This window comes from Magnetovibrio blakemorei, assembly GCF_001746755.1.
GTDB classification, from domain to species: domain Bacteria; phylum Pseudomonadota; class Alphaproteobacteria; order Rhodospirillales; family Magnetovibrionaceae; genus Magnetovibrio; species Magnetovibrio blakemorei.
Map to the genome: position 1 here is coordinate 1 of NZ_MCGG01000071.1, position 22,240 is coordinate 22,240.

At 56.5% G+C, this 22,240-nt stretch carries 22 protein-coding genes; 10 read left to right on the forward strand and 12 right to left on the reverse strand.

What is annotated here, in order from left to right; translation table 11 throughout:
- Window positions 1–16 precede the first annotated feature (16 nt).
- Window positions 17–774 (reverse strand): IS5 family transposase gene (locus tag BEN30_RS18075; protein ID WP_211563440.1). Its coding sequence is split into 2 segments (ribosomal slippage): window positions 17–441 and window positions 441–774, totalling 759 coding nucleotides; the frame shifts between segments, so codons are not numbered across the junction.
- A gap of 114 nt (window positions 775–888) precedes the next feature.
- Between BEN30_RS18075 and BEN30_RS15505 the strand changes: the two genes are divergently transcribed.
- A complete protein-coding gene (locus BEN30_RS15505) occupies window positions 889–1,404 on the forward strand; it encodes a hypothetical protein (RefSeq protein ID WP_139135079.1) in 516 nt (171 codons plus the stop codon).
- Between the two features lie 719 nt (window positions 1,405–2,123).
- On the opposite strand, the gene typA is transcribed toward BEN30_RS15505, so the two are convergent.
- From typA to BEN30_RS15525, 3 genes are all read right to left on the reverse strand, one after another.
- Complete coding sequence (typA, locus tag BEN30_RS15515; RefSeq protein WP_069959280.1) at window positions 2,124–3,941, reverse strand: translational GTPase TypA; 1,818 nt, start codon at window positions 3,939–3,941, stop codon at window positions 2,124–2,126.
- 96 nt (window positions 3,942–4,037) lie between these two features.
- Window positions 4,038–5,072, reverse strand: a complete 1,035-nt coding sequence (locus tag BEN30_RS15520; protein ID WP_245649070.1) for an adenosine kinase — start codon at window positions 5,070–5,072, stop codon at window positions 4,038–4,040.
- Window positions 5,073–5,224: 152 nt separating this feature from the next.
- A complete protein-coding gene (locus BEN30_RS15525) occupies window positions 5,225–5,908 on the reverse strand; it encodes a hypothetical protein (protein ID WP_139135080.1) in 684 nt (227 codons plus the stop codon).
- 178 nt (window positions 5,909–6,086) lie between these two features.
- On the opposite strand from BEN30_RS15525, the gene BEN30_RS15530 reads away from it, so the two are divergent.
- Together BEN30_RS15530 and BEN30_RS15535 are read left to right on the forward strand one after the other, a co-directional pair.
- Window positions 6,087–6,863: an EI24 domain-containing protein gene (locus BEN30_RS15530; protein ID WP_069959233.1), complete on the forward strand. Its 777-nt coding sequence runs from the start codon at window positions 6,087–6,089 to the stop codon at window positions 6,861–6,863.
- 41 nt (window positions 6,864–6,904) lie between these two features.
- A complete protein-coding gene (locus BEN30_RS15535; RefSeq protein WP_069959234.1) occupies window positions 6,905–7,282 on the forward strand; it encodes a hypothetical protein in 378 nt (125 codons plus the stop codon).
- A gap of 171 nt (window positions 7,283–7,453) precedes the next feature.
- On the opposite strand, the gene BEN30_RS15540 is transcribed toward BEN30_RS15535, so the two are convergent.
- The 5 genes from BEN30_RS15540 to BEN30_RS15560 form a co-directional block, all read right to left on the reverse strand.
- Window positions 7,454–8,077 carry a LysE family translocator gene (locus tag BEN30_RS15540; RefSeq protein ID WP_069959235.1) on the reverse strand — a complete coding sequence of 208 codons (624 nt, stop codon included), beginning with the start codon at window positions 8,075–8,077 and terminating at the stop codon, window positions 7,454–7,456.
- A gap of 63 nt (window positions 8,078–8,140) precedes the next feature.
- The gene (gene gshB / locus BEN30_RS15545) at window positions 8,141–9,085 is read right to left on the reverse strand and encodes a glutathione synthase (RefSeq protein ID WP_069959236.1); all 945 of its coding nucleotides are present in this window, start codon (window positions 9,083–9,085) and stop codon (window positions 8,141–8,143) included.
- A gap of 26 nt (window positions 9,086–9,111) precedes the next feature.
- A complete protein-coding gene (locus tag BEN30_RS15550) occupies window positions 9,112–9,948 on the reverse strand; it encodes a SirB1 family protein (RefSeq protein ID WP_069959237.1) in 837 nt (278 codons plus the stop codon).
- 17 nt (window positions 9,949–9,965) lie between these two features.
- Window positions 9,966–10,586 carry a BON domain-containing protein gene (locus tag BEN30_RS15555; protein WP_069959238.1) on the reverse strand — a complete coding sequence of 207 codons (621 nt, stop codon included), beginning with the start codon at window positions 10,584–10,586 and terminating at the stop codon, window positions 9,966–9,968.
- 160 nt (window positions 10,587–10,746) lie between these two features.
- On the reverse strand, window positions 10,747–11,130 hold the full coding sequence (locus tag BEN30_RS15560; RefSeq protein WP_069959239.1) for a YraN family protein: 384 nt from the start codon (window positions 11,128–11,130) through the stop codon (window positions 10,747–10,749).
- Between the two features lie 103 nt (window positions 11,131–11,233).
- Between BEN30_RS15560 and BEN30_RS15565 the strand changes: the two genes are divergently transcribed.
- Window positions 11,234–12,706, forward strand: a complete 1,473-nt coding sequence (locus tag BEN30_RS15565) for a penicillin-binding protein activator (protein WP_069959240.1) — start codon at window positions 11,234–11,236, stop codon at window positions 12,704–12,706.
- A 19-nt stretch (window positions 12,707–12,725) separates the two neighbouring features.
- Here the strand turns inward: BEN30_RS15565 and hemW are convergent, their stop codons facing one another.
- Window positions 12,726–13,937, reverse strand: coding sequence for a radical SAM family heme chaperone HemW (hemW, locus tag BEN30_RS15570; RefSeq protein ID WP_069959282.1), 1,212 nt, complete (start codon window positions 13,935–13,937; stop codon window positions 12,726–12,728).
- A 117-nt stretch (window positions 13,938–14,054) separates the two neighbouring features.
- On the opposite strand from hemW, the gene BEN30_RS15575 reads away from it, so the two are divergent.
- Window positions 14,055–14,564 (forward strand): M48 family metalloprotease, encoded by a 510-nt coding sequence (locus BEN30_RS15575; RefSeq protein WP_139135081.1) that lies wholly within the window; start codon window positions 14,055–14,057, stop codon window positions 14,562–14,564.
- A gap of 9 nt (window positions 14,565–14,573) precedes the next feature.
- Here BEN30_RS15575 and rdgB read toward each other — a convergent pair whose 3' ends face one another.
- Together rdgB and rph are read right to left on the reverse strand one after the other, a co-directional pair.
- Entirely contained in the window at window positions 14,574–15,194 is a 621-nt protein-coding gene (gene rdgB, locus BEN30_RS15580; protein ID WP_069959242.1) for an RdgB/HAM1 family non-canonical purine NTP pyrophosphatase, read from the reverse strand.
- 6 nt (window positions 15,195–15,200) lie between these two features.
- The gene (gene rph / locus BEN30_RS15585; protein ID WP_069959243.1) at window positions 15,201–15,920 is read right to left on the reverse strand and encodes a ribonuclease PH; all 720 of its coding nucleotides are present in this window, start codon (window positions 15,918–15,920) and stop codon (window positions 15,201–15,203) included.
- 147 nt (window positions 15,921–16,067) lie between these two features.
- Here rph and hrcA point away from each other — a divergent pair, with 147 nt between their 5' ends.
- The 5 genes from hrcA (at window position 16,068) to dapB (ending at window position 22,239) form a co-directional block, all read left to right on the forward strand.
- Window positions 16,068–17,102 (forward strand): heat-inducible transcriptional repressor HrcA, encoded by a 1,035-nt coding sequence (gene hrcA / locus BEN30_RS15590; RefSeq protein ID WP_069959244.1) that lies wholly within the window; start codon window positions 16,068–16,070, stop codon window positions 17,100–17,102.
- A gap of 87 nt (window positions 17,103–17,189) precedes the next feature.
- Window positions 17,190–17,921 (forward strand): nucleotide exchange factor GrpE, encoded by a 732-nt coding sequence (locus BEN30_RS15595; RefSeq protein WP_069959245.1) that lies wholly within the window; start codon window positions 17,190–17,192, stop codon window positions 17,919–17,921.
- A 244-nt stretch (window positions 17,922–18,165) separates the two neighbouring features.
- Window positions 18,166–20,094 carry a molecular chaperone DnaK gene (dnaK, locus tag BEN30_RS15600; RefSeq protein WP_069959246.1) on the forward strand — a complete coding sequence of 643 codons (1,929 nt, stop codon included), beginning with the start codon at window positions 18,166–18,168 and terminating at the stop codon, window positions 20,092–20,094.
- 121 nt (window positions 20,095–20,215) lie between these two features.
- Window positions 20,216–21,376: a molecular chaperone DnaJ gene (gene dnaJ, locus BEN30_RS15605; RefSeq protein WP_069959283.1), complete on the forward strand. Its 1,161-nt coding sequence runs from the start codon at window positions 20,216–20,218 to the stop codon at window positions 21,374–21,376.
- A gap of 65 nt (window positions 21,377–21,441) precedes the next feature.
- Window positions 21,442–22,239, forward strand: coding sequence for a 4-hydroxy-tetrahydrodipicolinate reductase (gene dapB / locus BEN30_RS15610; RefSeq protein ID WP_069959247.1), 798 nt, complete (start codon window positions 21,442–21,444; stop codon window positions 22,237–22,239).
- The last annotated feature ends 1 nt before the right edge of the window (window position 22,240 follow it).

Below are 22,240 nucleotides of genomic sequence, written 5' to 3' on the forward strand. Positions count from 1 at the left end.
TAGGGTCCAGACTCATTCAAATCCAGTAGCAAATGAGTGCTGCGAGGCATAGTGCAGCGAGAAAGTTTTCAGCATTCTTGTCGTATCGCGTGGCAATGCGACGGAAGTCCTTAAGACGGCCAAACATTCTCTCAATGACGTTGCGTCCTTTGTATCGGGCCTTGTTGAACGGGTGCGGCTGCTTTCTGTTGGACTTGTTTGGGATCACCGGCAGGATACGTTGGGATTTCAGGTAGTCCCTCCAATGATCGGCGTCATAGGCTTTATCGGCGAGCAGGTATCGGGTGTTTGGCAGTGATGCGCCGAGCATGACAGCGCCCTTGATATCGTGGACGTGACCAGGTGTCAGGTAAAAGGCCAGAGGGCGGCATTGCTCGTCGCTTATGGCATGAACCTTGGTGTTGCGACCTCCTTTTGTGCGACCGATGGCCTGAGCAGAAGCCCCCCTTTTCCGCCGCCAGCGCAACGGTGGGCTTTGACATGAGAGGCGTCGATGGAGATTTGTTCTGGTGTTCCCGACAGGGCTGCCGTCAGTTCCGCAAACATGTACTGCCAGATCCCTTTCTGCGACCAGCGGTTATAACGGTTGTAAACCGTCGTCGATGGTCCGTATTCCGGCGGACAATCCTGCCAACGGCAACCGGATTGCAGAACATGAATGATACCACTGATAATGCGCCGATCATCCTTGCGACGCTTGCCGGCGGCACGGTAAGGTAAATGCGGTTCAATCAGTGAAAATTGTTCGTCAGAGAGCCAGAAATTGCACTTCATAGCCTGAAAATCTCCTTTTTGAGCTTCAAGCTATTGAATCACTGAAAGGTTAATGAGTTCTGACCCTAATAAGTTAGACTCCAGACTCCACATTTTTGAATGTATGGTGATCTCATGGCGACACAATTAAAACCTAACGACACTGATCGAGCTTCCTCTTACGAAGCCGCTATCAAAACTGCACTTGATGATCTTCATCATATCAGTGAGGAAGAAAAACACGCTCGAGAACACCTCGTGGAACTTGAGCGTCGAGCCAAAGAACTTGAAGCGGCAATTAAAAACCTTGTCACCCTTCTCCCCAGCAGGCAAGCAGCTAAGTACGTCGATATGCTTGAAACACAAGTACCATCCCCAAATACAGAGGACAATCGAAGGGGTGAAATTTTCAATAACGTCGTATCACTTGTTTTCAGCAAACCCGATCAAGTTTGGAATTCGGCGCAAATTCTAGATGAATTTGAACGCTTCGGTGCTGCTGGTAATACAAAAACAATTCTTAATGTATTGAATTATCTGGCAAAAAAAGGGCAGTTACAGCGCGTAAGTAGGGGGCGCTACCGAGTTAAAAACTCCGGCGTTTTGTTTGAGTGCGGAGCAGACATAATAGACGAAAGGAACCCACTTTGATGAACCAGCAGAAGATGGAAGGCAACACCAGAATCAAATTACAAACACGAACGGCTCACACGGAAAACCGCATGAGCCGTTCGATTACCATTTTTTTGCGAAAAGGTCCGGGACGCCTTTAGCACACAGCCCATCTCCGATGCGCATCAAAACGACATAGACACTCTTTTTGTAGCTGCTTCTGAGACTGAGGGCAATCACAAGTTCCCTAGGTTAGAGCTATGTCCGCACAGGGCGAACTCTTTGACGACTTTGTGGAGGAAGTTTTTTTCACAAAGAAGATCACTCTTAGAACTGGACGCGTTTTGTACGCAAAGGATTGCGGGATCAATGTGTTCCGCATTTGCAAACGTATCCCCAAGCAGCTTAAGGAGTAACAAAATCATGTTCCCACCTATCCCCCCCGACCACCATTGGGAATTCCCTGACCATTCTCGGTTTCCCATCCTCAAGAAGACACCAAAAAAACGGTGTCGCAAACGTCCACAAGAGAAGCGGCATTAAGCTGATTGATCTGTTTACAGGGTGTGGGGGCTTTGCCCCCGCATCACTTCAAACGCGGTGAAGCCGCGTGGCTTTTGCTTGGCGAACGGCGTTCGCTTTGCACAAAGTAGTGGATGACCGGGTCAAGCCCGGTCAAGATGGATAGGGGGCGTAAATTCAGTCACAAAAAACCCGGAACCTGAGGCTCCGGGTTTTTGTTGTGAGACGCGGTTGGTTCAGCTTTCTTCGGCTTGGCGGGATTCGCGTTTGCGTTTGTTGGGGTCCAGGTAACGTTTGCGCATGCGCACGTTCTTGGGAGTGACTTCCACCTGTTCGTCGTCTTGGATGTAAGAAATCATCTGTTCCAAGCTCAAACGACGCGGCGTGGTCAGGCGCACGGCTTCGTCGGTGCCCGATGAGCGCACGTTGGTCAGCTGCTTGCCCTTCAACGGGTTCACTTCCAGATCGCCGGGGCGGGAATGTTCGCCGATGATCATGCCTTCGTAGACCTTCACTTGCGCGCCCAAGAACAGCGGGCCGCGGCCTTCCAGGTTGAACAACGCATAGGGCACGGTTGCGCCCGCACAGTTGGAGATCAACACCCCGTTGCGACGGCCCGGCAGGGGGCCGACGTAAGGAACGTAGGAATGGAAAATACGCGCCATGATGCCGGTACCGCGGGTTTCGGTGAGGAATTCACCCAAATACCCGATCATGCCGCGCGCCGGAACATGGAACACCAAGCGGGTTTTGCCCGCGCCGGATGGGCGCATTTCCTTCATTTGGCCTTTGCGCAGCGACAGTGCTTCGACCACGATGCCGGAATATTCTTCGTCCACGTCGACGGAGACTTCTTCCAACGGTTCGTGACGTTTGCCGTCGATTTCTTTCATCACCACGCGCGGGCGCGAAACGGTCAGCTCAAACCCTTCGCGGCGCATCTGTTCGATCAACACGCCCAACTGCAATTCACCGCGTCCGGCCACATCGAAAGCATCGCTGTTTTCGGATTCGGTGATGCGCAGCGCCACGTTGCCTTCGGCTTCGGAGAACAAACGATCGCGGATCATACGCGACGTCACCTTGGTGCCTTCGGTGCCCGCCAGCGGGCTGTCGTTGACGGCGAACATCATGGACAAGGTGGGCGGGTCGACCGGCTGCGAATCAATCGGCTCGTTCACTTGAGCATCGCACAAGGTGTCGGCGACGGTGGCTTTCACCAAGCCGGCAATGGCGACCAGCTCGCCGGAACCCGCTTCGGTGACCGGAATACGGTCCAGGCCACGGAAGCCCAACAACTTGGAAATGCGGCCCGTTTCGACCAATTCGCCTTCACGGTTCAACACTTTGATGGTCATGTTGGGGCGCGCGATACCGGTTTCGATACGACCGGTGAGAATGCGGCCCAAGAAGTTATCGGCTTCCAATGTGGTGACGAGCATGGAGAACGGCGCTTCGTCGTTCACTTTGGGGGCGGGAACGTGTTCCAGGATGGCGTCGAAGATAACGTCCATGTTGAGCTGTTCGCCGTCCGGCTCCAGTGACGCCCAGCCGTTTTTGGCCGAGGCGAAAATGGTCGGGAAATCCAGCTGCTCTTCGGTAGCGTCCATGGCGGAGAACAAGTCGAAGATTTCGTCCTGGACTTCAAAGGCGCGCTGTTCGGGCTTGTCGACTTTGTTGACGACGACGATGGGCTTCAGGCCCAGCTTCAAGGCTTTGCCGGTGACGAACTTGGTCTGCGGCATGGCGCCTTCTGCGGCGTCAACCAACAGCAACACACCGTCGACCATGGACAAAATGCGTTCCACTTCGCCGCCGAAGTCCGCGTGACCCGGGGTATCGACGATGTTGATGCGGGTGCCTTTCCATTCGACCGAGGTCGGCTTGGCGGTGATGGTGATGCCGCGTTCGCGTTCCAGCTCGCCGGAATCCATGGCGCGCTCCGAGACTTTTTCGTTGTCGCGGAAGGTACCCGATTGTTTCAACAGCACGTCGACGAGGGTGGTTTTGCCGTGATCGACGTGAGCGATGATCGCAATATTGCGAAGGTTCATGTTTTTGTCCTTTTTTCGCCGGGCTGTTTGTCCGGCGACCTCTTTTTTTGCTCCGCCCTCGGGTTGGAGGGTTCGGGCAGGGTTCAATGCAAATGGTTAGCCGAGCTTTTGGGCCACGACTTCGTTCAAGGGTGTTTCGGGGCGCGCACCGAAGTGGCTGATGATTTCAGCCGCCGCGATGGAGCCCAAACGCGCACAGTGGGCCAGGTCGGTTTCCAGACCCTGCGCCAAACTAAAGGTGTAGCCATACAAAAAGCCTGCGGCAAAGGCGTCGCCGGCCCCGGTGGTGTCTGCGACGTGGTCCACCGGATCACAATCGACGACGTGAATTTCTTCGCCTGCGACAATGACCGAGCCTTTGGCGCCGCGGGTCAACGCCGCAATGGTGCAGTGGCCGCGTACGTGTTGCAGGGCGTCGTCAAAGTTTTCCACTTCGTAAAGCGCCAAGATTTCGTCTTCGTTGGCGAACAAGATATCGACGTGGTTTTCCACCAGTTCCAAAAAGCTTTCGCGGTGACGACCGACACAGAACGGATCGGACAGGCTCAGCGACACTTCGCGTCCCGCGTCATGGGCCAACTCGGCGGCTTTGACAAACGCGGCCTTGGCGTTTTCCTTGTCCCACAAATAGCCTTCCAAATACGTCACCAAGGACGCCCGCACCACATCCGCGTCCACATCGTCGGGGCCCAAATCCGTGCACGCGCCCAAAAATGTGTTCATGGTGCGCTCGGCATCGGGGGTCACATGGATCAAGCACCGCGCCGTGGACGCGCCGTCCGTGGCCGCTTTGGTGGGGAAGTGCACGCCGATGGCTTCGATGTCGTGATGGAAAACTTTGCCCAACTGGTCGTCGCGCACCTTGCCGATGAACGCGCCGCGCCCGCCCAAGCTCGCCAACCCGGCGATGGTGTTGGCCGCAGAGCCGCCCGAACACTCAATGCCCGGACCCATGTCGTCATAAAGCTTGTCGGCGGCGGCGGCATCGATCAACGCCATGGTGCCCTTGGTCATGGCGTGGCGGGCCAAAAAGGCATCGTCTTCATGGCTCAAAACGTCCACGATGGCGTTGCCGATACCGACCACGTCATAGCGTGAATCCATGCTTTTGGACGCGCCCAGACCAGACATCACAAAGTCTCCTCAAACAGAAATAAGCCCCCGAAACCGGGAGCTTTAAATTTGGCCGCAGTATAACGATGCAAATCGGCGGGGCAAGGCCTGAAAAATGAAGCTTTTCTACCGTATGGATTGCCGCGCGCCAAGGGGCGCGCAATGACGGGCTACGGGGTGGGGTTTGTGCTGCACATTGGCGGGGCTAGGCCGGAACGCGATGAGGCCTCAGCCAGCTTAGGTTTGAGGACCAAAAGGCGGCGGTGCATGTAGCCTTTGCTCATGTTGGGATTGAATTGGCGGGCGTGCTCGTCGTTTTCGAAATCCAGATCCACTTGAAAATCGATGCTCGTTTGGGTGTTGTTCACAAGATAGCGCACTTGGTTGATGGATGGCTCGTAATGTGTACAGAATTCTAAAACTGTCACTTGTGCATTATCGATCAAACGGATGATACGGGCGAAGGTATGTTTGGCTTGCTCTGCATTTCCCCCCGGAAAGTCAAGCACCAGGCCCATCATCACCACCCCATAAGTGCCGTGTTCCCGTTCATACTCAACATCTTGAATCCACCCTTGAATGTGGCGCACCTGACACGGGTGACCGTTGAGCTGATCGGCTTCATACGGTTCGAGCAGAGGGTCAACGACCGTGCAGCTTTCCACCGGCGCGGTCAGAAAATCCGTGATCGGGGTTTGAAAACTGCCGATTTCGAAAACATGGCGACAACCGCGCAAATAACGCGCCGCCAGAATGTAGCGCGACTGCAAAGCTTCGGTTAATAAATAATTGTGTTTGGGATCGCGCGTGAGGTCGATGAAGCTTATGCCCATCTGAGTGGTCTCTTGTTTCACTTACGGGAAATTCTTTTGATAGCATAATATTACAATATTTTAATGTTTTATTCAACGGCGTTGTGACGCGCTTTCCCCGCCCCATCTCCCGCTCCATCCACCCCCAGCCCTTGCGAAAGAGCCGTTTCGCGGCTATCTCTGTTTGAGTTTGTTTCCGGTCTAAAAAGGGGATGTTCGCATGGGGCGCATTTTAACGGCGTATTATCGCGCTTTTGGTCAGTTGTCCGATGCGAAGACGCGGTCCGTGGTGTGGACGTCCATTGCGTTGTCCCTGGGCATTTTTGTGGCCCTGTATGTGGCGCTTTATCTCACTTTAAAACTCACCACCTTCATCACCATCGGCCCGTTGGAGATGTTTTTTGATTTCATCGCCCAGGCCGGCGTGATGGTGCTGACGTGGTTTTTGTTCCCCGCCGTGGTGACCTCGGTGGGTTCGCTGATGTTGGACAAAGTGGTCGATGCGGTGGAAGCGCGTCATTATCCGGACCGCAGCCCGGCACCGGGCGTCACGTTTGCCGAGGGCATCGGCCCGGCGTTGAAGTTTTTGGGCGTCACGGTGGGCTTGAACGTGCTGTGTCTGCCGCTGTTGCTGACGCCGCTGTTCCCGTTTGTCTATTACGCGCTCAACGGTTATCTGCTCAGCCGGGAATATTTTGAAATGGTGACGCTGCGCCGTTTGACGTTATACGACGCCCAAGCCATGCGCATCCGCTGGCGGGTGCCGCTGTTTATGGCCGGGGTCGGATTTGCCTTTATGCTGACGGTTCCGATTTTAAACCTGTTGGCCCCGATCATCGCCACGGCGGCCACCGTGCATTTGTTTGAAGCGTGGCGCTCCAAGGACAACGTGGCGGAAAAACCCCTGCGTTCCAATAAAACTCTGCGCGCCGCCAAAAGTGATGTTATCGTTCAACCGGATTTATCCGGGGACGACACATCCCCCACCAAGACATAATGACCAAGACTTAACCGTCCCCAAAACATAACGGACTTTTCATGCGCTCTTTATTTCTCATTGCCGCCACCGCTTTTGCGCTCAGCGCCTGCGCCCAACCGTCCGAAAGACTGGCCCCCGCAACAACCCCGAATACGGTACAAGAGCAGCCGACCAAGCCCAAAATCACCACCGCCCAATTGTTGGGCCAAGGCGGTTCGTGGGTGATGGCGCAATTGGGTGAGCCTGCGTTTGTGCGCACGGAACGTACTGCCAACATCTGGCAGTACAAAAACGATGTCTGTGTGTTGAATGTGTTTTTATATGCCGACGACGACACGCAGAAAGAGGTCAAACCCCGCGTGCTGCACTTTGACGCCCGCGATGCCCAAGGGACCAACACCGACCGCGACACCTGCCTCAGCGCGTTGCAAGACTGATCCCAGCTCAGCGCTCAGCTTTGTTTCGATGGCAATGCCGTCCGGTGATTTAAAATATCGCAAAAGCATTGGGGACCAAATGAGGGATGTTCTCTGACACCGCAAATTGACGCCGACGTGATGGCAGCATTGAAAAGCGATGAAAACAATCAAGACAATTGAAAGGTGCCCTTAAGGTTCTGCAAAAGCCAAGCGGAGACCCAGCGCGCCAAACGCACCCGCAAATATGCGGCGCAGGCCTGTGATGACACCGGGCCTGTTGCGTATCTGGTCGCGCACAAACGCGGCCAAGAGTCCATAAAGGGCAAAAACCAAGGCGGTGATCGCCATAAACACAGCACTGAGCGTCAACAGACTCAGTGCGGGCTGGCTGTCCGACGCGGGAACAAACTGGGGCAAAAAGGCGAGGAAAAAGACAGAAAGTTTAGGGTTTAAAATGTTGATCAGCAAACCCCGTAAAGCAATTTTTCCAAAGCCGCCTGGATTTTTGTTCTGCGCACCGCTTTGAACGTCAAGAGGTTCATGTGCACAGCGCAAAGTCGTCCAGGCCAAATAAAACAAATAAGCAACACCCGCGAACTTAACCGTCTGAAAAGCCAAGGCGCTGGTGTGGAGAAGAGCGGCTAGACCAAAAATACTCGCCATCATGTGTGGAAGAATGCCCAGTGTGCAGCCCAGCGTTGCCGCCAAAGCCGCCCGTTTGCCGCCGCTGATGCCTTGGCTCAAGGTGTAAAGGACGCCGGTTCCAGGCATAATGACAACGATAAGAGAGGTGAGCAAAAAGGTTGTCGTCATGATCGAACGTCCTGAAACGAGTGTGGTTCGGTGGACTTTACTCCACAGGGACAGAAATAAAAACTAACCGTTCAATTTCGTTTCGATTGCGTCCCAAATTTTTTCTTCAATGGCAATGCCGTCAAAACGGCGGATTTCTTGCAATCCGGTGGGCGAGGTGACGTTGATTTCGGTGAGATACTCGCCAATCACGTCGATGCCCGCAAACAAAAGCCCGCGCGCCGACAAATCGGCGCCGATGGTGCGACAAATATAAAGATCGCGCTCGGTCAGTTTGCTGGGTTCCGGCGTGCCGCCCGCGTGCATATTGGAACGCGCTTCCCCGTCTTGCGGCACCCGGTTGATCGCCCCCACGGGTTTGCCGTCGACCAAAATGATCCGCTTGTCGCCTTGGCGCACGTCTTTTAAATAGGCCTGCACGATGACCGGTTCACGGTTGGCAGCAAAAAACATTTCCAACAGCGAGCTTAAATTTTCGTCACCGGGCTTCACGTGAAACACGCCCGCACCGCCGTTGCCGTAGAGCGGCTTGACGATGATATCTGTGTGCTTTTCGCGAAACGCTTTGATGGCCAAAACGTTACGCGACACCAACGTTGGCGGCACCAGATCGGGAAAACGCGTGATGTAGAGCTTTTCGGAATTGTTGCGCACTTCGGTGGGGTTGTTCACCACCAAGGTCGTCGAAGGCAACATGTCGAGCAAATAGGTGGTGGTGATGTAGGCCATATCAAATGGCGGGTCTTGGCGCAGCCACACCACGTCAAAGGTCGACACGTTCATCAATTCGGCGGTGCCCAAGGTGCAGTGATTGCCCAGTTCCCGGCGCAATTGCAGCCGCTGCGCCCAGGCCATGACCCGGCCGTCTTCGACCATCAAATCGTTGGGGTGGTAAAAAAACAGCTCATGCCCGCGCCGCTCGGCCTCCAGGCCAATCGCAAACGTTGAATCGGCGTCGATGTTGACGTCGGCGATGTGGTCCATCTGTAAGGCGACTTTAAGGCTCATGAAGTGTTTTCCTGGGTGGCGTTGGGTCAATCGTTTTTCACAAGATGGCGCAGGTTCTGCACCATCTGCGAAGCGCTATAGCGGTGGGCGTCGTTGCCCGGCAAGTCTAAAAATCGTTCCAGGGCGTTAATGGCATCGACAAAATGGTCCATGCGGGCGTGTATAAGGCCCAATTCCCGCCACAACCGCGCTTCGTTGGGGGCCACCAACAATGCCCCTTCAACCGCCAGAACGGCGGCTTCGGGTCGGCCATAGCGCAAATGCTCCGACATCAGCGTGCGTTGCAAGCGCAGCAACACTTGGCGACTGTCCAATTCGGGCAAATCGTTGGGTGTCAATTCGCCTTGTGCGCCCTGATGGTCTTTCAGCAAGTCACGCAAGTCGCGCGCATCCAACGTGCTGCCACCGTCAAATGGGTCCACCAGCACCCGCCCACCGGCGGACTGCACGGCCACAAGGGTGCGCGGCAAAAAGTCGAGAATCTGCACCCGGCGTCCCAAAGCGGAGAGCAGATGGCCGTACAATATGGCCAACACCAAGGACCCGCCCCGGCGCTGGTCAATGGTGCGCGCCAAGTTGGCCCCGTCTGAATGATGGGCGGGGTCCGACGTTCCGCCATACCCGTAACGCCGCGCCAAAATTTGTTGTACCGCTTCCAAAACGAGGACGTCGTCATGCTGGTCTTGGGCCACATAGGCTTGCACATCGTGAACAAGGGCGGTCAAATGACGGCGATAGGCTTCAATGTTCAAACCCGGTTCAGCCCATTTGGCCAGCCACAGGGCGGCATCAGCCAAATCGATTTCATCGGCATTTTGAAACCCGAGTTGGCGCAAAGCCGTTTGGGCGCTCACAGAGTCCATCACTTATGATCCTGGCCTTATGATCCTGCTTTTGGCAACTGGTCCTTAACCCGCACATGGCTGACAATGCGTTGTACATAATCGATTGAGCGCGCATGGTCTTTGACCCGTTGCAATTCCGCATCGTCTTGGGCAATGCCCAGCAGGTAGACCGTTCCACCAACCGTTTCGATCACGTAATTTATAGCAAGGATGCGTTCGTCAAAGGTCAACTTGGCTTCCAGCTGTGTGGTGATCCAGGTGTCGCGGGCGGTGTCGAGGATACCGCCGTCTTGGGTGACATGAATTTCGTTGATGACGTCCTCCACCCCCGCAACGCTCCACGCCAGACGCACAGCGTCGGCGCGCTCTTGTTCGGTTTTCACCTGCCCGGTCAACAGCGCCCGGCTTTCATAAACTTCAACGCTGATGTTGGTGAAAATGTGATGATCGGTTCGGGCAAATTCTCCCAAAATGCGGCTCGACAGGGCGACATCACGGGCGACGCCATCTATGCCGCGTTCTTGGTACGCCGCGATCCCCGCGCCCGCGCCCGCACCGATCACAACGCCGACCGGGCCACAGGACGCGGTGCCCAAACCGACTGCCAAAAGTGTTGCGGCCGCTGCGCCACGCAAAACGAGAGAATTTAGTGCCATATCCAGTGCTTTCCCACCAAATTGATTTGAACCTCAGTGTAGACTTTGATGGTTAACAAATTTGTACCTTCCCGCGTCTTTTGGCCCGTTGGTCACTCTGACCTTTATGTCGTTAGGCACTCTGCCCTTTATGTCGTTAGGCACTCTGCCCTTTATGTCGTTAGGCACTCTGCCAGGCATCGCGCACAAAGGTGACGCTCAGCGGGCCCGTCACCAAGGCCACGTCGAAGCGCACGTCGCACCGTTGCAAAGCCGTATTGTGCATCAAAAACTGTTGCGCCGCACGTTGCACCCGACGGCGTTGGGTGATGCTCACGGCTTCGGCGGCTTGGGCTTTGGTGGCGCGCGCCTTGACTTCGATAAAACTGACCGTGTTGGCGCGCCGGGCAATCAAATCGATCTCGCCCACCGGGGTTTTAAAATTGTGCGCCAAAATGCGATGTCCGCTCAGGCGCAGCACCAGCGCGGTGAGATGCTCCGCCCACCGTCCACGACGTTGAGCGCGGATTTTCGCAGGGGCTTTTTGACCAAACGGTTTGCGCATGAAACGTAACCTAATCGCCTTCACCAAAATATTGACGCTTTTCCCGCGTATGCATTCACGGCTATAAAGAGTATCAGGTTTTTGAGGAGGCTCCAGGCCGTTGATGTTTCATCTAAACATAAAAAATTCACCAGTTGGGTCCGTGCTGCGATTTGGCGTTGTCGTCGTGCTGCTCAGCACCGTTGTGGCCGGTTGTGAGCCCATCACCATGGGCGGCAAGCCTCAGCTGTCCAATCCTCAGCCGACTCCGTCTACCTCGGGCCAAACGCAAGCGCACAACTCTCACGTTGCCTCTGCCGGGGTGGGGCCCCAAGGCGGTTATGATCGCACCCCCTTGCCGCAGCCGCCTTCGTTGCCGTCGCTGGATGATTTGATTGGCCGCATTCCTCAGGCCACCTCACAGTCCGATGGAACAGCGGGTGCGGGCGAGCCCCCGATCATTCCCATGGCGCGGGGTCTGCGCGTGGCCATCTTGTTGCCCTTGAGCGGCACCAACCAGCGGGTCGGCTCGGCCATGCTGAACGCCGCACAAATGGCGCTGTTTGAATTCGCCGGGTCCGGTTTTGAAGTGTTGGTGCACGACACGCAAGGCACCCCCGAAGGGGCTCGCGAAGCGGCCCGTCTGGCGATTGCCGACGGCGCACGGATGATCATCGGGCCGTTGTTGTCCACATCCGTACGCGCGGTGTCCGACCAAGCCATCGCCGCCGGCGTTCCGGTGGTGGCGTTTTCGTCCGATCGCACCGTTGCTGAGCCGGGTGTCTACACCATGGGCTTTTTCCCCAGCGATGAAGTCAAGCGCGTGGTCGAATACGCCCGCTCCAAAGGGGCCGAACGCTTTGCTTTGCTGGCCCCGCGCGGCGCCAATGGCGAAGCGGTTTCCAAGGCGCTCAACGCCTCGGTTTGGGCGGCGGGCGGTTTTGTCGTGCAAAGTGAGTTTTACGACCCCCAACTCAGCGATTTTTCCGAACCGGTCAAACGCATTGCCCATTACGACGAACGGCGCGCCGCGCTGTTGCAGCAGCGCGCAAGCTTGGAAGCGCATGGCGATGAAGTGTCCCTGTTGGCGCTGAAGCGTCTGGAAAATCTGCAAACCTTGGGCGAAGTTCCGTTTGATGCCTTGTTGTTGGCCGACGGCGGCAAGCGCCTGATTGCGGTGGCCGCCATGTTGCCTTATTACGATATCGATCCGAAAAAGGTCAAAATCCTCGGCACCGGTCAATGGGATGCGGCCGGACTGGGCGCGGAACCGGCGTTGGTGGGCGGGTGGTACGCCGCCCCCGACCCCACCGTGCGCAAAATCTTTTCCGACAAGTATTTGGCCGCTTACGGCATTCGTCCACACCGCTTGGCAACGCTGGCATATGATGCCACCGCATTGGCAGTGGTGCTGGGTGCCCAAAATACGCCCCAGCCCTACAGCCCAGACATGTTGGCCCAAGCCGGTGGTTTTGCGGGTCGCGACGGTATCTTTCGCTTTTCCCCATCGGGCATCGCCGAACGCGGTCTAGCCGTGTTGCAAGTGCAAGGCAAAACCGCCCGCGTCATCGATCCGGCACCGAAAGCTTTCCCGTAAAACGGATTTTAAGGCTTGTTTAGTCAGGCTTTGATGGCGCTTGGGGTTCGTCCAACAACTGCGTGATCAAGGTGTTGAGCATCAAACGCCCCGCCGCCGTGGCGGCCAGACGCTGTCCATCAAAGTCGATCAATTGGGCGGTTTGCAGGTCAAACAGGGCGTCGGTGTTGAGCACTTGGATGAGCTCTTGACCACATTGCCGGGCAAAACGCCGGGCATCGATGCCGTCCGTCAGCCGCATGCCCGACAGCACCAATTCTTCCAGACGTTCCCGAGGCCTCAATTCCCGGACTTTGGCGGTAGCATGACCGTCGCGAGCAACGGCGGCCGACCATTTGGCCGGATCGGCCATTTGGTGGGTGGCGCGGGTGGTTCCGGAGGTGCTCAGACGACCATGCGCGCCGGGACCGATGCCAATGTAATCGCCACCTTGCCAATAGGTCATGTTGTGACGGCTTTCTTGGCCCACGCGGGCATGGTTGGACACTTCATAGGCCGGTAAACCGGCTTCTTCACACAGCTCCTGGGTGATTTCATAGAGATCCGCGCCCAAGTCTTGGTCAACTTCTTCAACGTTTTGGCGGAAAAACGCCGTTCCGGGCTCGATGGTCAGTTGATACAACGACAGGTGATCCCCCGCCAAAGCCAAAGCGCGTTCCAGCTCATCAGCCCAATCGCCCTGACCTTGACCGGGGCGAGCATAGATAAGATCGAATGTGAAACGTTCAAAAATCGCGCTGGCGATGTCCAGGGCGCGGAGCGCTTCATCCACCGAATGCTCGCGCCCAAGGGCTTGTAAATCCGTATCATTCAGGGCCTGCACACCCACCGATACGCGGTTTACGCCGGCCTCGCGAAAGGCTCTGAATTTAGCCGCTTCAATGGATGTCGGGTTGGCCTCAATGGTGATTTCGCATCCGTTTTGAAAGTCCCAATGGTCGTGAGCGGCCTCAATAATGGCCTGAACGGTATCGGGCGACATGAGACTGGGGGTACCTCCGCCAAAAAAAAGGCTGCCCAGTGGACGGCCTTTCGTTTGTTCTGCGTAATGATTCAGTTCGCGCAAAATGGCCTCACGATAGGCCTTTTGATCGCTGTCTGCGGGGGCAAGGGCGCGCGAATTGAAGTCGCAATAGGGGCATTTGGACAAACACCACGGCCAATGCACATAGAGCGCCAAGGACTCATGCGGGACGAGCAAGGATTTTTCAGCGGACTTATCAGCGGACATGGTGGTGGCGGTCCATTTCAGCACATTTCGGCACAAAAGCCAGATTTGAGCGTCATAGGTTCAGGCATCGGCCCAGAGGGGTCAATCCCCAATTGTGATCGGATAAGGTTAAACGCAATGAAATTTTTAAGACGGTTCGTCAAAGCGGCCTGTGTCTGTGTGCTGCTGACCAGCCTGACGCAAACATCTGGCGTTGCTGAGGATGGTGTTTTTGTGTGCACCTTAGCCAACGGCGCAGACGTGCCGATAGTATTGGACAACGCCTTGCTCAACATTGCCATCGCCATTCGCGATGCCCAGGGACGGCCCTTCATCATCGCCAATCCACAAGTGATGGCGGCGTTTAAACCCGCCACCCGGTGGTTTTGGCTGGCCCATGAATGCGCGCACCACCAATTGGGCCACACCTTGGGCCACTACGGTCCTGATCGCGAACAACAAGCCGATTGCCTTGCCGCCAAACAATTGGTGAAAAACAACCAGATGGGCGGCAGCGATTTGCAAGCCATCGAAGACGACATCTCAAAGGTGGAAAGCAGCTCATCCGCCCACCTCCCCGGCCCCGCCCGCGCCGCAGAAATCACAGACTGTGTGCGGTCTCAGGTGAACGAAGGCCAAAACGACTAAGTTTTGCGCTTAATCCGTCTCAAAACACGCCGCGACCAGTTTTTTGAAGGCGTTGGCGCGGTGGCTCATAACGTGTTTTTGGGCCGGGTCCATTTCCGCAAAGGTGGTCTCAAACCCTTGCGGAATAAAGGTAGGATCGTAACCGAAACCTTTTTCACCGCGCGCCGGCCAGGTCATGGTGCCCAGAACCTGGCCTTCAAAGTTTTCCACGTGACCATCCGGCCACGCCAAGGTGAGGGCACAGGCGAAGTGGGCGGAGCGATCAAGGCTCGGATCTTTTGCGAGCGCGGCACAGAGCGCCTCTTCGACTTTTTCCATGGCAACGGTAAAATCTTTGCCCGGCCCGGCCCAGCGCGCCGAATAAACCCCCGGCTCACCACCCAGAGCGTGCACGCACAATCCCGAATCGTCCGCCAAGGCGACGTGACCGCTGGCTTTGGCGGCGGCCAGAGCTTTGATTTCGGCGTTTTCGATAAATGTGTCGCCGTCTTCAATGGGTTCAGACAAGCCAAAATCGTGCGCCGAAATGACGCTGGCCCCAAAGGGAGCCAACAGATCACCGATCTCGCGCACTTTGCCGGGGTTGTGACTGGCGATGACCAAAACACCGCCTGCAAACTTGCGCGCCATGGGGCGTTACTCCAGTTCGAGAATTTGGCGTTGCAGTTCGACCAATTCGGCGACGCCTTTTTTGGCCAAGTCCATCAATTCCATAAACTGATCTTCGGAAAACGGACTGTCTTCTGCGGTGCCTTGAATTTCAACGATGCCTTTGGCCCCGGTCAACACGAAGTTGGTGTCGGCCTCCGCCGAGCTGTCTTCCAGGTAATCGAGATCGAGAACGGCATTTTGTTTGTACAAACCACAGCTGACCGCCGCGACTTGATCGATCAACGGCACGCTGGGCAGCAAACCGCGCTCGACCGCGCTGCGCAAGGCCAGATGCAGCGCCACATACGCGCCGGTGATGCTGGCCGTGCGGGTGCCGCCATCGGCTTGAATGACGTCGCAATCGACGGTGATCTGCATTTCGCCCATGGCTTCCAAATCGGTAACGGCACGTAACGACCGTCCGATCAGGCGCTGAATTTCCTGGGTGCGGCCCGATTGCTTGCCACGTGCGGCTTCACGCTGCATGCGGGTGTTGGTGGCGCGCGGCAACATGCCGTATTCCGCCGTCACCCAGCCTTTGCCTTGACCGCGAATCCACGGCGGCACGCGTTCTTCCAGGGTTGCTGCGCACAAAACATGGGTGTCGCCAAATTTGATCAGGCACGATCCTTCGGCATGTTTGGCAAAACCGATTTCAAGGCTCACGGGGCGCATCTGGTCAAGCGCACGGCCACTGGGTCTCATATGTTTATCCTCAATCTTTAAAATCTGCGTCAAGCTACCCGCCTGAACGCGTTGCGTAAAGCGCGCAATTGACGCCCCGAACGATTGACGCCCATGTGCGGCAGGACTACTTTCGAGGCACACAGGAGAAGAGAGCGCCCACGCCATATGATCACGGATCTCAACGACAGGTCTCGCGAAGTTTTTCGTCGCATCGTGGACTCCTATTTGCAAACCGGCGACCCGGTGGGCTCGCGCACGCTCAGCCGTCAGCCCGGTTTGGATATTTCTGCGGCCACCATCCGCAACGTCATGGCCGATTTGGAAGACGCCGGGTTGTTGTTTTCGCCGCACACGTCTGCGGGACGCTTGCCCACCGAAATCGGCCTGAAATTATTTGTCGACGGGATTTTGGAAGTCGGCAACTTGACCCGCGAAGAACGGCAATCCATCGAAGGCGAATGCAAAGCCACCGGCCAATCGGTCGAGGGCATTTTGCAAAACGCCACCCAGGCGCTATCGGGCCTGTCGCATTTGACCGGACTGGTGGTGGCCCCCAAAAGTCACGCGCCGTTGAAGCATATTGAGTTTGTCGCGTTGAGCCCGGGCCGCGCGTTGGTGGTGCTGGTCACGGAAAACGGCGTGGTGGAAAATCGCATCATCGAAATCCCCATGACCGTGTTGCCCAGCGCCTTGGTCGAAGCGACCAATTATTTGTCCAAGCGCCTGGTCGGGCGGACCTTGATCGACGCCCTGGACGAGATCAAGGCCGAGCTGACCTCTCACCAAGCGCAACTGGATGCCTTGACATCCAAGGTCGTGGAAGAGGGCTTGGCGGTGTGGGCGGGCGGGGCTTCGCAAAGCTCGTTGATCGTGCGCGGCCAGGCCAATTTGTTGGAAGACCGCGACGCGGCGGCGGACTTGGAGCGCATCCGTGCCCTGTTCGAGGCGCTGGAAACCAAAGAAAGCATGGCGCGTCTGATTGAAACGACGGACACCGCCAACGGTGTGCAAATTTTCATCGGCGCCGAAAACAATCTGTTCGGCATGTCGGGCTGTTCTTTGATCGTCGGACCGTACCGCGACACCAAAGAACGCATCATCGGCACCATCGGCGTTATTGGGCCGACACGCATGAATTATGCCCGGATCATTCCCATGGTGGATTATACCGCCAAGCTGGTGGGACGATTAATTGGCTGATTACGGGTTGATTGATCCGCAAAATAGGCTAAATACCTTCCCAACACGGGTCCCAATCCCTGCCCCTTTTTCTAATCAAGGTGAACGATGAACACTGAGAACGAAGTTTCAGCGGACGAAACCTCTGAGCCGTCAGATCAAGATCTGCGCAACGCTCAGGCCGACGCCCAAAACGATTCTGAGCGCGAAGCCGAAGTGGAAGCGTTTGAAGCCGAGGGTGACATCGAGCCCGAAGCCGAGACCGATGGCCCAGATTTGGCCCGCGAAGTGCAAGAGCTCAAAGACAAGCTGTTGCGCGCCATGGCCGAAGCCGAAAATACCCGGCGCATCGCCGCCCGCGAAAAAGCCGACGCCAGCAAATACGCCGTGGTCAACTTTGCCCGCGACATTGTCCGGGTTGCCGACAATCTGGGCATGGCGATGATGATGGTGAGCGAAGATGCGCGCAAAGAGGACAAAAACCTCGACAATTTGTACATCGGCATCGACATGACCATGAAAGAATTGCTGAGCATCTTTGAAAGCCACGGCATCAAACCGGTGCCCACCGTGGGTCAGCCGTTTGATCACAACATCCACGAAGCGGTTCAACAGCTGGAAAACAAAGACGTGCCGAACAACACCGTTCTGCAAGCCTTGCGCGGCGGCTTTACCATCCAAGATCGTCTGCTGCGCCCGGCTCAGGTGGTGGTGTCCACCGGCGGCCCGTCTCCCGAAACGGCGTCTGAAGCACCCGGACAAAATCAATCTGATGGCAATGAGCACGCTTATGAAGCCGAAGGTCCAGAACCCGGCCAGAACATTGATCAGGAAACCTAGTCGTCCCCATTAAATGTATGGGTTTTGTGCATTTCAAGCGTTGCGCGGCGAAAAACACGCGCTTATATACGAGCCAAAGCCAATTTAACGTCTCGTTTAAACGTTAACGTCGGCATGTGATAAAACTGTAAACAAGAGCAAATCGGGGCATCGGCACACAGCACGCGCCCCCTAAACCCGAGGGAACAGATGCGGAGCTTGATAATCAAGGCCGCAGATGTCCGCCTAAGACGGAGAGAAAATTATGAGTAAGGTTATCGGCATTGATTTAGGCACCACCAACTCGTGCCTCGCCTTGATGGATGGTTCGGACCCCAAGGTCATTGAAAACGCAGAAGGCGCGCGCACCACGCCGTCGATTATTGCGTTCACCAACAGTGGCGAACGTCTGGTGGGTCAACCCGCCAAGCGTCAAGCGGTCACCAATCCGGAAGACACCCTGTTCGCCATCAAACGTTTGATTGGCCGTCGCTTTAACGATCCGCTCACCAAAAAAGATATGGGCCTGGTGCCTTATAAAATCGTCGAAGGCGATAACGGTGACGCATGGGTCGAAGCCCAGGGCAAAAAGTACAGCCCCTCGCAGATTTCTGCGTTCTTGCTGCAAAAAATGAAAGAAACCGCTGAAAGCTATTTGGGCGGCCCGGTCACCCAGGCGGTGATTACGGTCCCGGCGTACTTCAACGACAGCCAACGCCAAGCCACCAAGGACGCGGGTAAAATCGCCGGCCTGGAAGTGCTGCGCATCATCAACGAACCCACCGCAGCGGCGCTGGCTTACGGGCTGGACAAAAAGAGCGGCGGCATTGTGGCCGTTTATGACTTGGGCGGCGGCACCTTCGATATTTCCGTGCTGGAAATCGGCGACGGCGTGTTTGAAGTCAAATCCACCAATGGCGATACCTTCTTGGGCGGTGAAGATTTTGACCATTCCATCGTTGAGTATCTGGCCGAAGAATTCAAAAAAGAAAACGGCATCGATTTGCGCCAGGACCGTTTGGCCCTGCAGCGTCTGAAAGAAGCCGCGGAAAAAGCCAAAATCGAACTGTCCAGCGCCACCCAGACCGACGTCAACTTGCCGTTCATCACCGCCGATGCCTCCGGGCCGAAGCACTTGAACGTCAAATTGACCCGCGCGAAGCTGGAAGCTTTGGTCAGCGATTTGATCAAACGCACCGTCGGTCCGTGCCAAGCGGCGTTGAAAGACGCCGGCGTGAAGGCGTCTGAAATCGACGAAGTGATCTTGGTCGGCGGCATGACCCGCATGCCCAAGGTTCAAGAAGTGGTCAAAGAAATCTTCGGTCGCGAACCGCACAAGGGTGTGAACCCCGACGAAGTCGTCGCCATCGGTGCCGCCATCCAAGGCGGCGTGCTCAAAGGCGAAGTCAAAGACGTGTTGTTGTTGGACGTGACGCCGTTGAGCCTCGGCATTGAAACGTTGGGCGGCGTGTTCACCCGATTGATCGATCGCAACACCACCATCCCGACTCGCAAATCCCAGGTGTTTTCCACCGCCGAGGACAATCAAAGCGCGGTCACCATTCGGGTGTTCCAGGGCGAACGTCAAATGGCGGCCGACAACAAAATCCTCGGCCAGTTCGACTTGGTGGGCATCCCCCCCGCACCACGCGGTATGCCTCAGGTTGAAGTGACCTTCGACATCGACGCCAACGGCATCGTCAACGTTTCGGCCAAGGACAAAGCGACCGGCAAAGAACAGCAGGTTTCGATCCAGGCGTCGGGCGGTTTGGATGACGCGGACATCGAAAAAATGGTCAAGGACGCCGAAGCGCACGCCGAAGAAGACAAAAAGCGTCGCGAACTGGTAGACGCCAAGAACCACGCCGAAAGCCTGGTTCACGACACCGAAAAGAACGTTGCCGAATACGGCGATAAGGTTTCCCCCGACGACAAGACCGCCATCGAAACGGCGATTGCCGACACCAAAGCGGCCTTGGAAGACGCCAATGCTGACGCGGAAACCTTAAAGTCCAAAACCGACGCGTTGATGCAGGCCGCCATGAAGTTGGGCGAAGCCATGTACAAAGACAAGCAGGCCGAAGATCAAGGTGGGGCACCGGGTGGTGACGCATCGGGTGGCGAGGCCAGCGGTGAAGAAAACGTGGTCGATGCCGACTTTGAAGAAGTCAATCCCGACCAAGACAAGAAGTAACCCACGTTTTAAACGTGAGTTTTGAGGACCCCGTGCCATGCCCGAATACCGTTCGGGCATGGCATCTCTCTAGGCCTTATGGGCCTGAGCCGGGACCTATCGGGCACGAATGGAAGAAACAATGGCGAAGCAGGATTTTTACGAGCTGCTTGGGGTTTCCAAAGGCGCAGACGCCGATGAGATCAAAAAGGCGTACCGCAAGCTCGCCATGAAATATCATCCGGATCGCAATCCGGACGACAAAACCGCCGAACAAAAATTTAAAGACTTAAACGAAGCCTACGAAGTCCTCAAAGACGACGAAAAGCGCGCCGCTTATGACCGCTTCGGCCATGCCGCGTTTGAACAAGGCGGCCCCGGTGGCGGCTTTGGCGGTGGCGGCTTTGGTGGCGGCGATGCCGGGTTTGGCGGCGGATTTGCCGACATTTTCGAAGAAATGTTCGGTGGTGGTGGCGGCCGCGGACGCGGGCGCGGTCCCGAACAATCGGGTCGCGGTTCGGATTTGCGCTTCAACATGGACATCACCTTAGAAGAAGCCTTCAAAGGCAAATCGACGGAAATTCGCGTGCCCGGTTCAGTGGCCTGCGACACCTGTAATGGCACGGGCGCGACCAAAGGTTCCGCGCCGGTCACGTGTGCGACCTGCGGCGGGCATGGCCGGATTCGCGCGCAACAGGGCTTTTTCACCGTCGAGCGCACCTGCCCCAGTTGTCACGGTCAGGGTCAAGTCATCAAAGATCCGTGCCGCAATTGTTCCGGCACCGGGCGCGTGCACAAGGAAAAAACCCTCAGCGTCAACATTCCCGCCGGCGTCGAAGAAGGCACCCGCATCCGGTTGTCGGGCGAAGGCGAAGCGGGCATGCGCGGCGCACCGGCAGGCGATTTATATATCTTCTTGTCGCTGAAACCGCATCGCGTCTTCCAACGCGAAGGCGCCAACATCTATATCCGCGTGCCGGTGCCCATGACTACGGCTGCCTTAGGCGGTTCGGTCGAAGTTCCCGCGGTGGATGGTTCGCGCGCACGCATCAACATCCCGTCTGGCACCCAATCGGGCCAACAGTTTCGCTTGCGCAACAAAGGCATGAGCGTGCTGCGCTCCAGCTCACGCGGCGACATGTTTGTTGAACTCAGCGTCGAAACCCCGATGCACCTCACCAAAAAGCAAAAAGAACTGATGGAAGCGTTCCGCTCGGAAGGCGGCGATGAAAACAAACACAGCCCCCAATCGGGCGGCTTTTTCTCCAAGGTCAAAGACCTGTGGGAAGATTTGAAGGATTGAGCCCGTCGCAGAGCTGACGCATACTAAGCCCCGAACACACCAGTCCAACAACACGGGTTAAGACCATGAAAATCGGAATTGTCGGCGCGGCGGGGCGCATGGGGCGGATGTTGATTGCGGCCGTGTTGGCGGCGGACGGGGCCGAATTGGCGGGTGGCACGGAAGCCGCCGCACATCCCGATATGGGTCGCGATTTGGGCGACCTGGTGGGCTTGGCGTCTGCGGGCGTCGTGTTGTCGTCCGATCCGCGCGCGTTGTTTGACATATCTGACGCCGTTATTGATTTTACCGTCCCCACAGCCACCGCCGCCCACGCCGTTTTGGCGGGCGAAACCGGCACCGCTTTGGTGGTCGGCACCACTGGCTTGAACCCGGAGCAACAAAGCGCCATCGCGTCGGCCAGTGCAAAAACCGCCATTGTTCAGGCGGCGAATTTTTCCATGGGTGTCAACGTATTGCTGGGCTTGGTGGAAAAGGCAGCGGCCATTTTGCCCGCCAATTATGACATTGAAATTTTGGACATGCACCATCATCACAAAGTTGATGCCCCTTCCGGCACCGCGTTGGCGCTGGGCCATGCCGCAGCGGCTGGGCGAAACCAAGTGCTGGACGATGTGGCGTGCAAATCCCGAGACGGCATCATCGGCGCCCGCCCCCAAGGCGAAATCGGCTTTGCCACCTTGCGCGGCGGCGACGTGGTCGGCGATCATACGGTCATTTATGCGGGTCCCGGAGAACGCGTCGAAATCGCCCACAAGGCATCTTCGCGTGAAGTGTTCGCCAATGGCGCGGTGCATGGTGCCTTGTGGGGATGCACGCAACCGCCGGGACTCTATTCCATGAAAGACGTTCTGGCCTTATAAG

Excerpts from the sequence above, each read along its gene's own strand:
- BEN30_RS15505 (WP_139135079.1), top strand. The coding sequence starts at position 889 with ATGGCGACACAATTAAAACCTAACGACACTGATCGAGCTTCCTCTTAC.
- typA (WP_069959280.1), bottom strand. The coding sequence starts at position 3,941 with ATGAACCTTCGCAATATTGCGATCATCGCTCACGTCGATCACGGCAAA.
- BEN30_RS15520 (WP_245649070.1), bottom strand. The coding sequence starts at position 5,072 with ATGTCTGGTCTGGGCGCGTCCAAAAGCATGGATTCACGCTATGACGTG.
- BEN30_RS15530 (WP_069959233.1), top strand. The coding sequence starts at position 6,087 with ATGGGGCGCATTTTAACGGCGTATTATCGCGCTTTTGGTCAGTTGTCC.
- BEN30_RS15535 (WP_069959234.1), top strand. The coding sequence starts at position 6,905 with ATGCGCTCTTTATTTCTCATTGCCGCCACCGCTTTTGCGCTCAGCGCC.
- BEN30_RS15540 (WP_069959235.1), bottom strand. The coding sequence starts at position 8,077 with ATGACGACAACCTTTTTGCTCACCTCTCTTATCGTTGTCATTATGCCT.
- gshB (WP_069959236.1), bottom strand. The coding sequence starts at position 9,085 with ATGAGCCTTAAAGTCGCCTTACAGATGGACCACATCGCCGACGTCAAC.
- BEN30_RS15550 (WP_069959237.1), bottom strand. The coding sequence starts at position 9,948 with ATGGACTCTGTGAGCGCCCAAACGGCTTTGCGCCAACTCGGGTTTCAA.
- BEN30_RS15555 (WP_069959238.1), bottom strand. The coding sequence starts at position 10,586 with ATGGCACTAAATTCTCTCGTTTTGCGTGGCGCAGCGGCCGCAACACTT.
- BEN30_RS15560 (WP_069959239.1), bottom strand. The coding sequence starts at position 11,130 with ATGCGCAAACCGTTTGGTCAAAAAGCCCCTGCGAAAATCCGCGCTCAA.
- BEN30_RS15565 (WP_069959240.1), top strand. The coding sequence starts at position 11,234 with ATGTTTCATCTAAACATAAAAAATTCACCAGTTGGGTCCGTGCTGCGA.
- hemW (WP_069959282.1), bottom strand. The coding sequence starts at position 13,937 with ATGTCCGCTGATAAGTCCGCTGAAAAATCCTTGCTCGTCCCGCATGAG.
- BEN30_RS15575 (WP_139135081.1), top strand. The coding sequence starts at position 14,055 with ATGAAATTTTTAAGACGGTTCGTCAAAGCGGCCTGTGTCTGTGTGCTG.
- rdgB (WP_069959242.1), bottom strand. The coding sequence starts at position 15,194 with ATGGCGCGCAAGTTTGCAGGCGGTGTTTTGGTCATCGCCAGTCACAAC.
- rph (WP_069959243.1), bottom strand. The coding sequence starts at position 15,920 with ATGAGACCCAGTGGCCGTGCGCTTGACCAGATGCGCCCCGTGAGCCTT.
- hrcA (WP_069959244.1), top strand. The coding sequence starts at position 16,068 with ATGATCACGGATCTCAACGACAGGTCTCGCGAAGTTTTTCGTCGCATC.
- BEN30_RS15595 (WP_069959245.1), top strand. The coding sequence starts at position 17,190 with ATGAACACTGAGAACGAAGTTTCAGCGGACGAAACCTCTGAGCCGTCA.
- dnaK (WP_069959246.1), top strand. The coding sequence starts at position 18,166 with ATGAGTAAGGTTATCGGCATTGATTTAGGCACCACCAACTCGTGCCTC.
- dnaJ (WP_069959283.1), top strand. The coding sequence starts at position 20,216 with ATGGCGAAGCAGGATTTTTACGAGCTGCTTGGGGTTTCCAAAGGCGCA.
- dapB (WP_069959247.1), top strand. The coding sequence starts at position 21,442 with ATGAAAATCGGAATTGTCGGCGCGGCGGGGCGCATGGGGCGGATGTTG.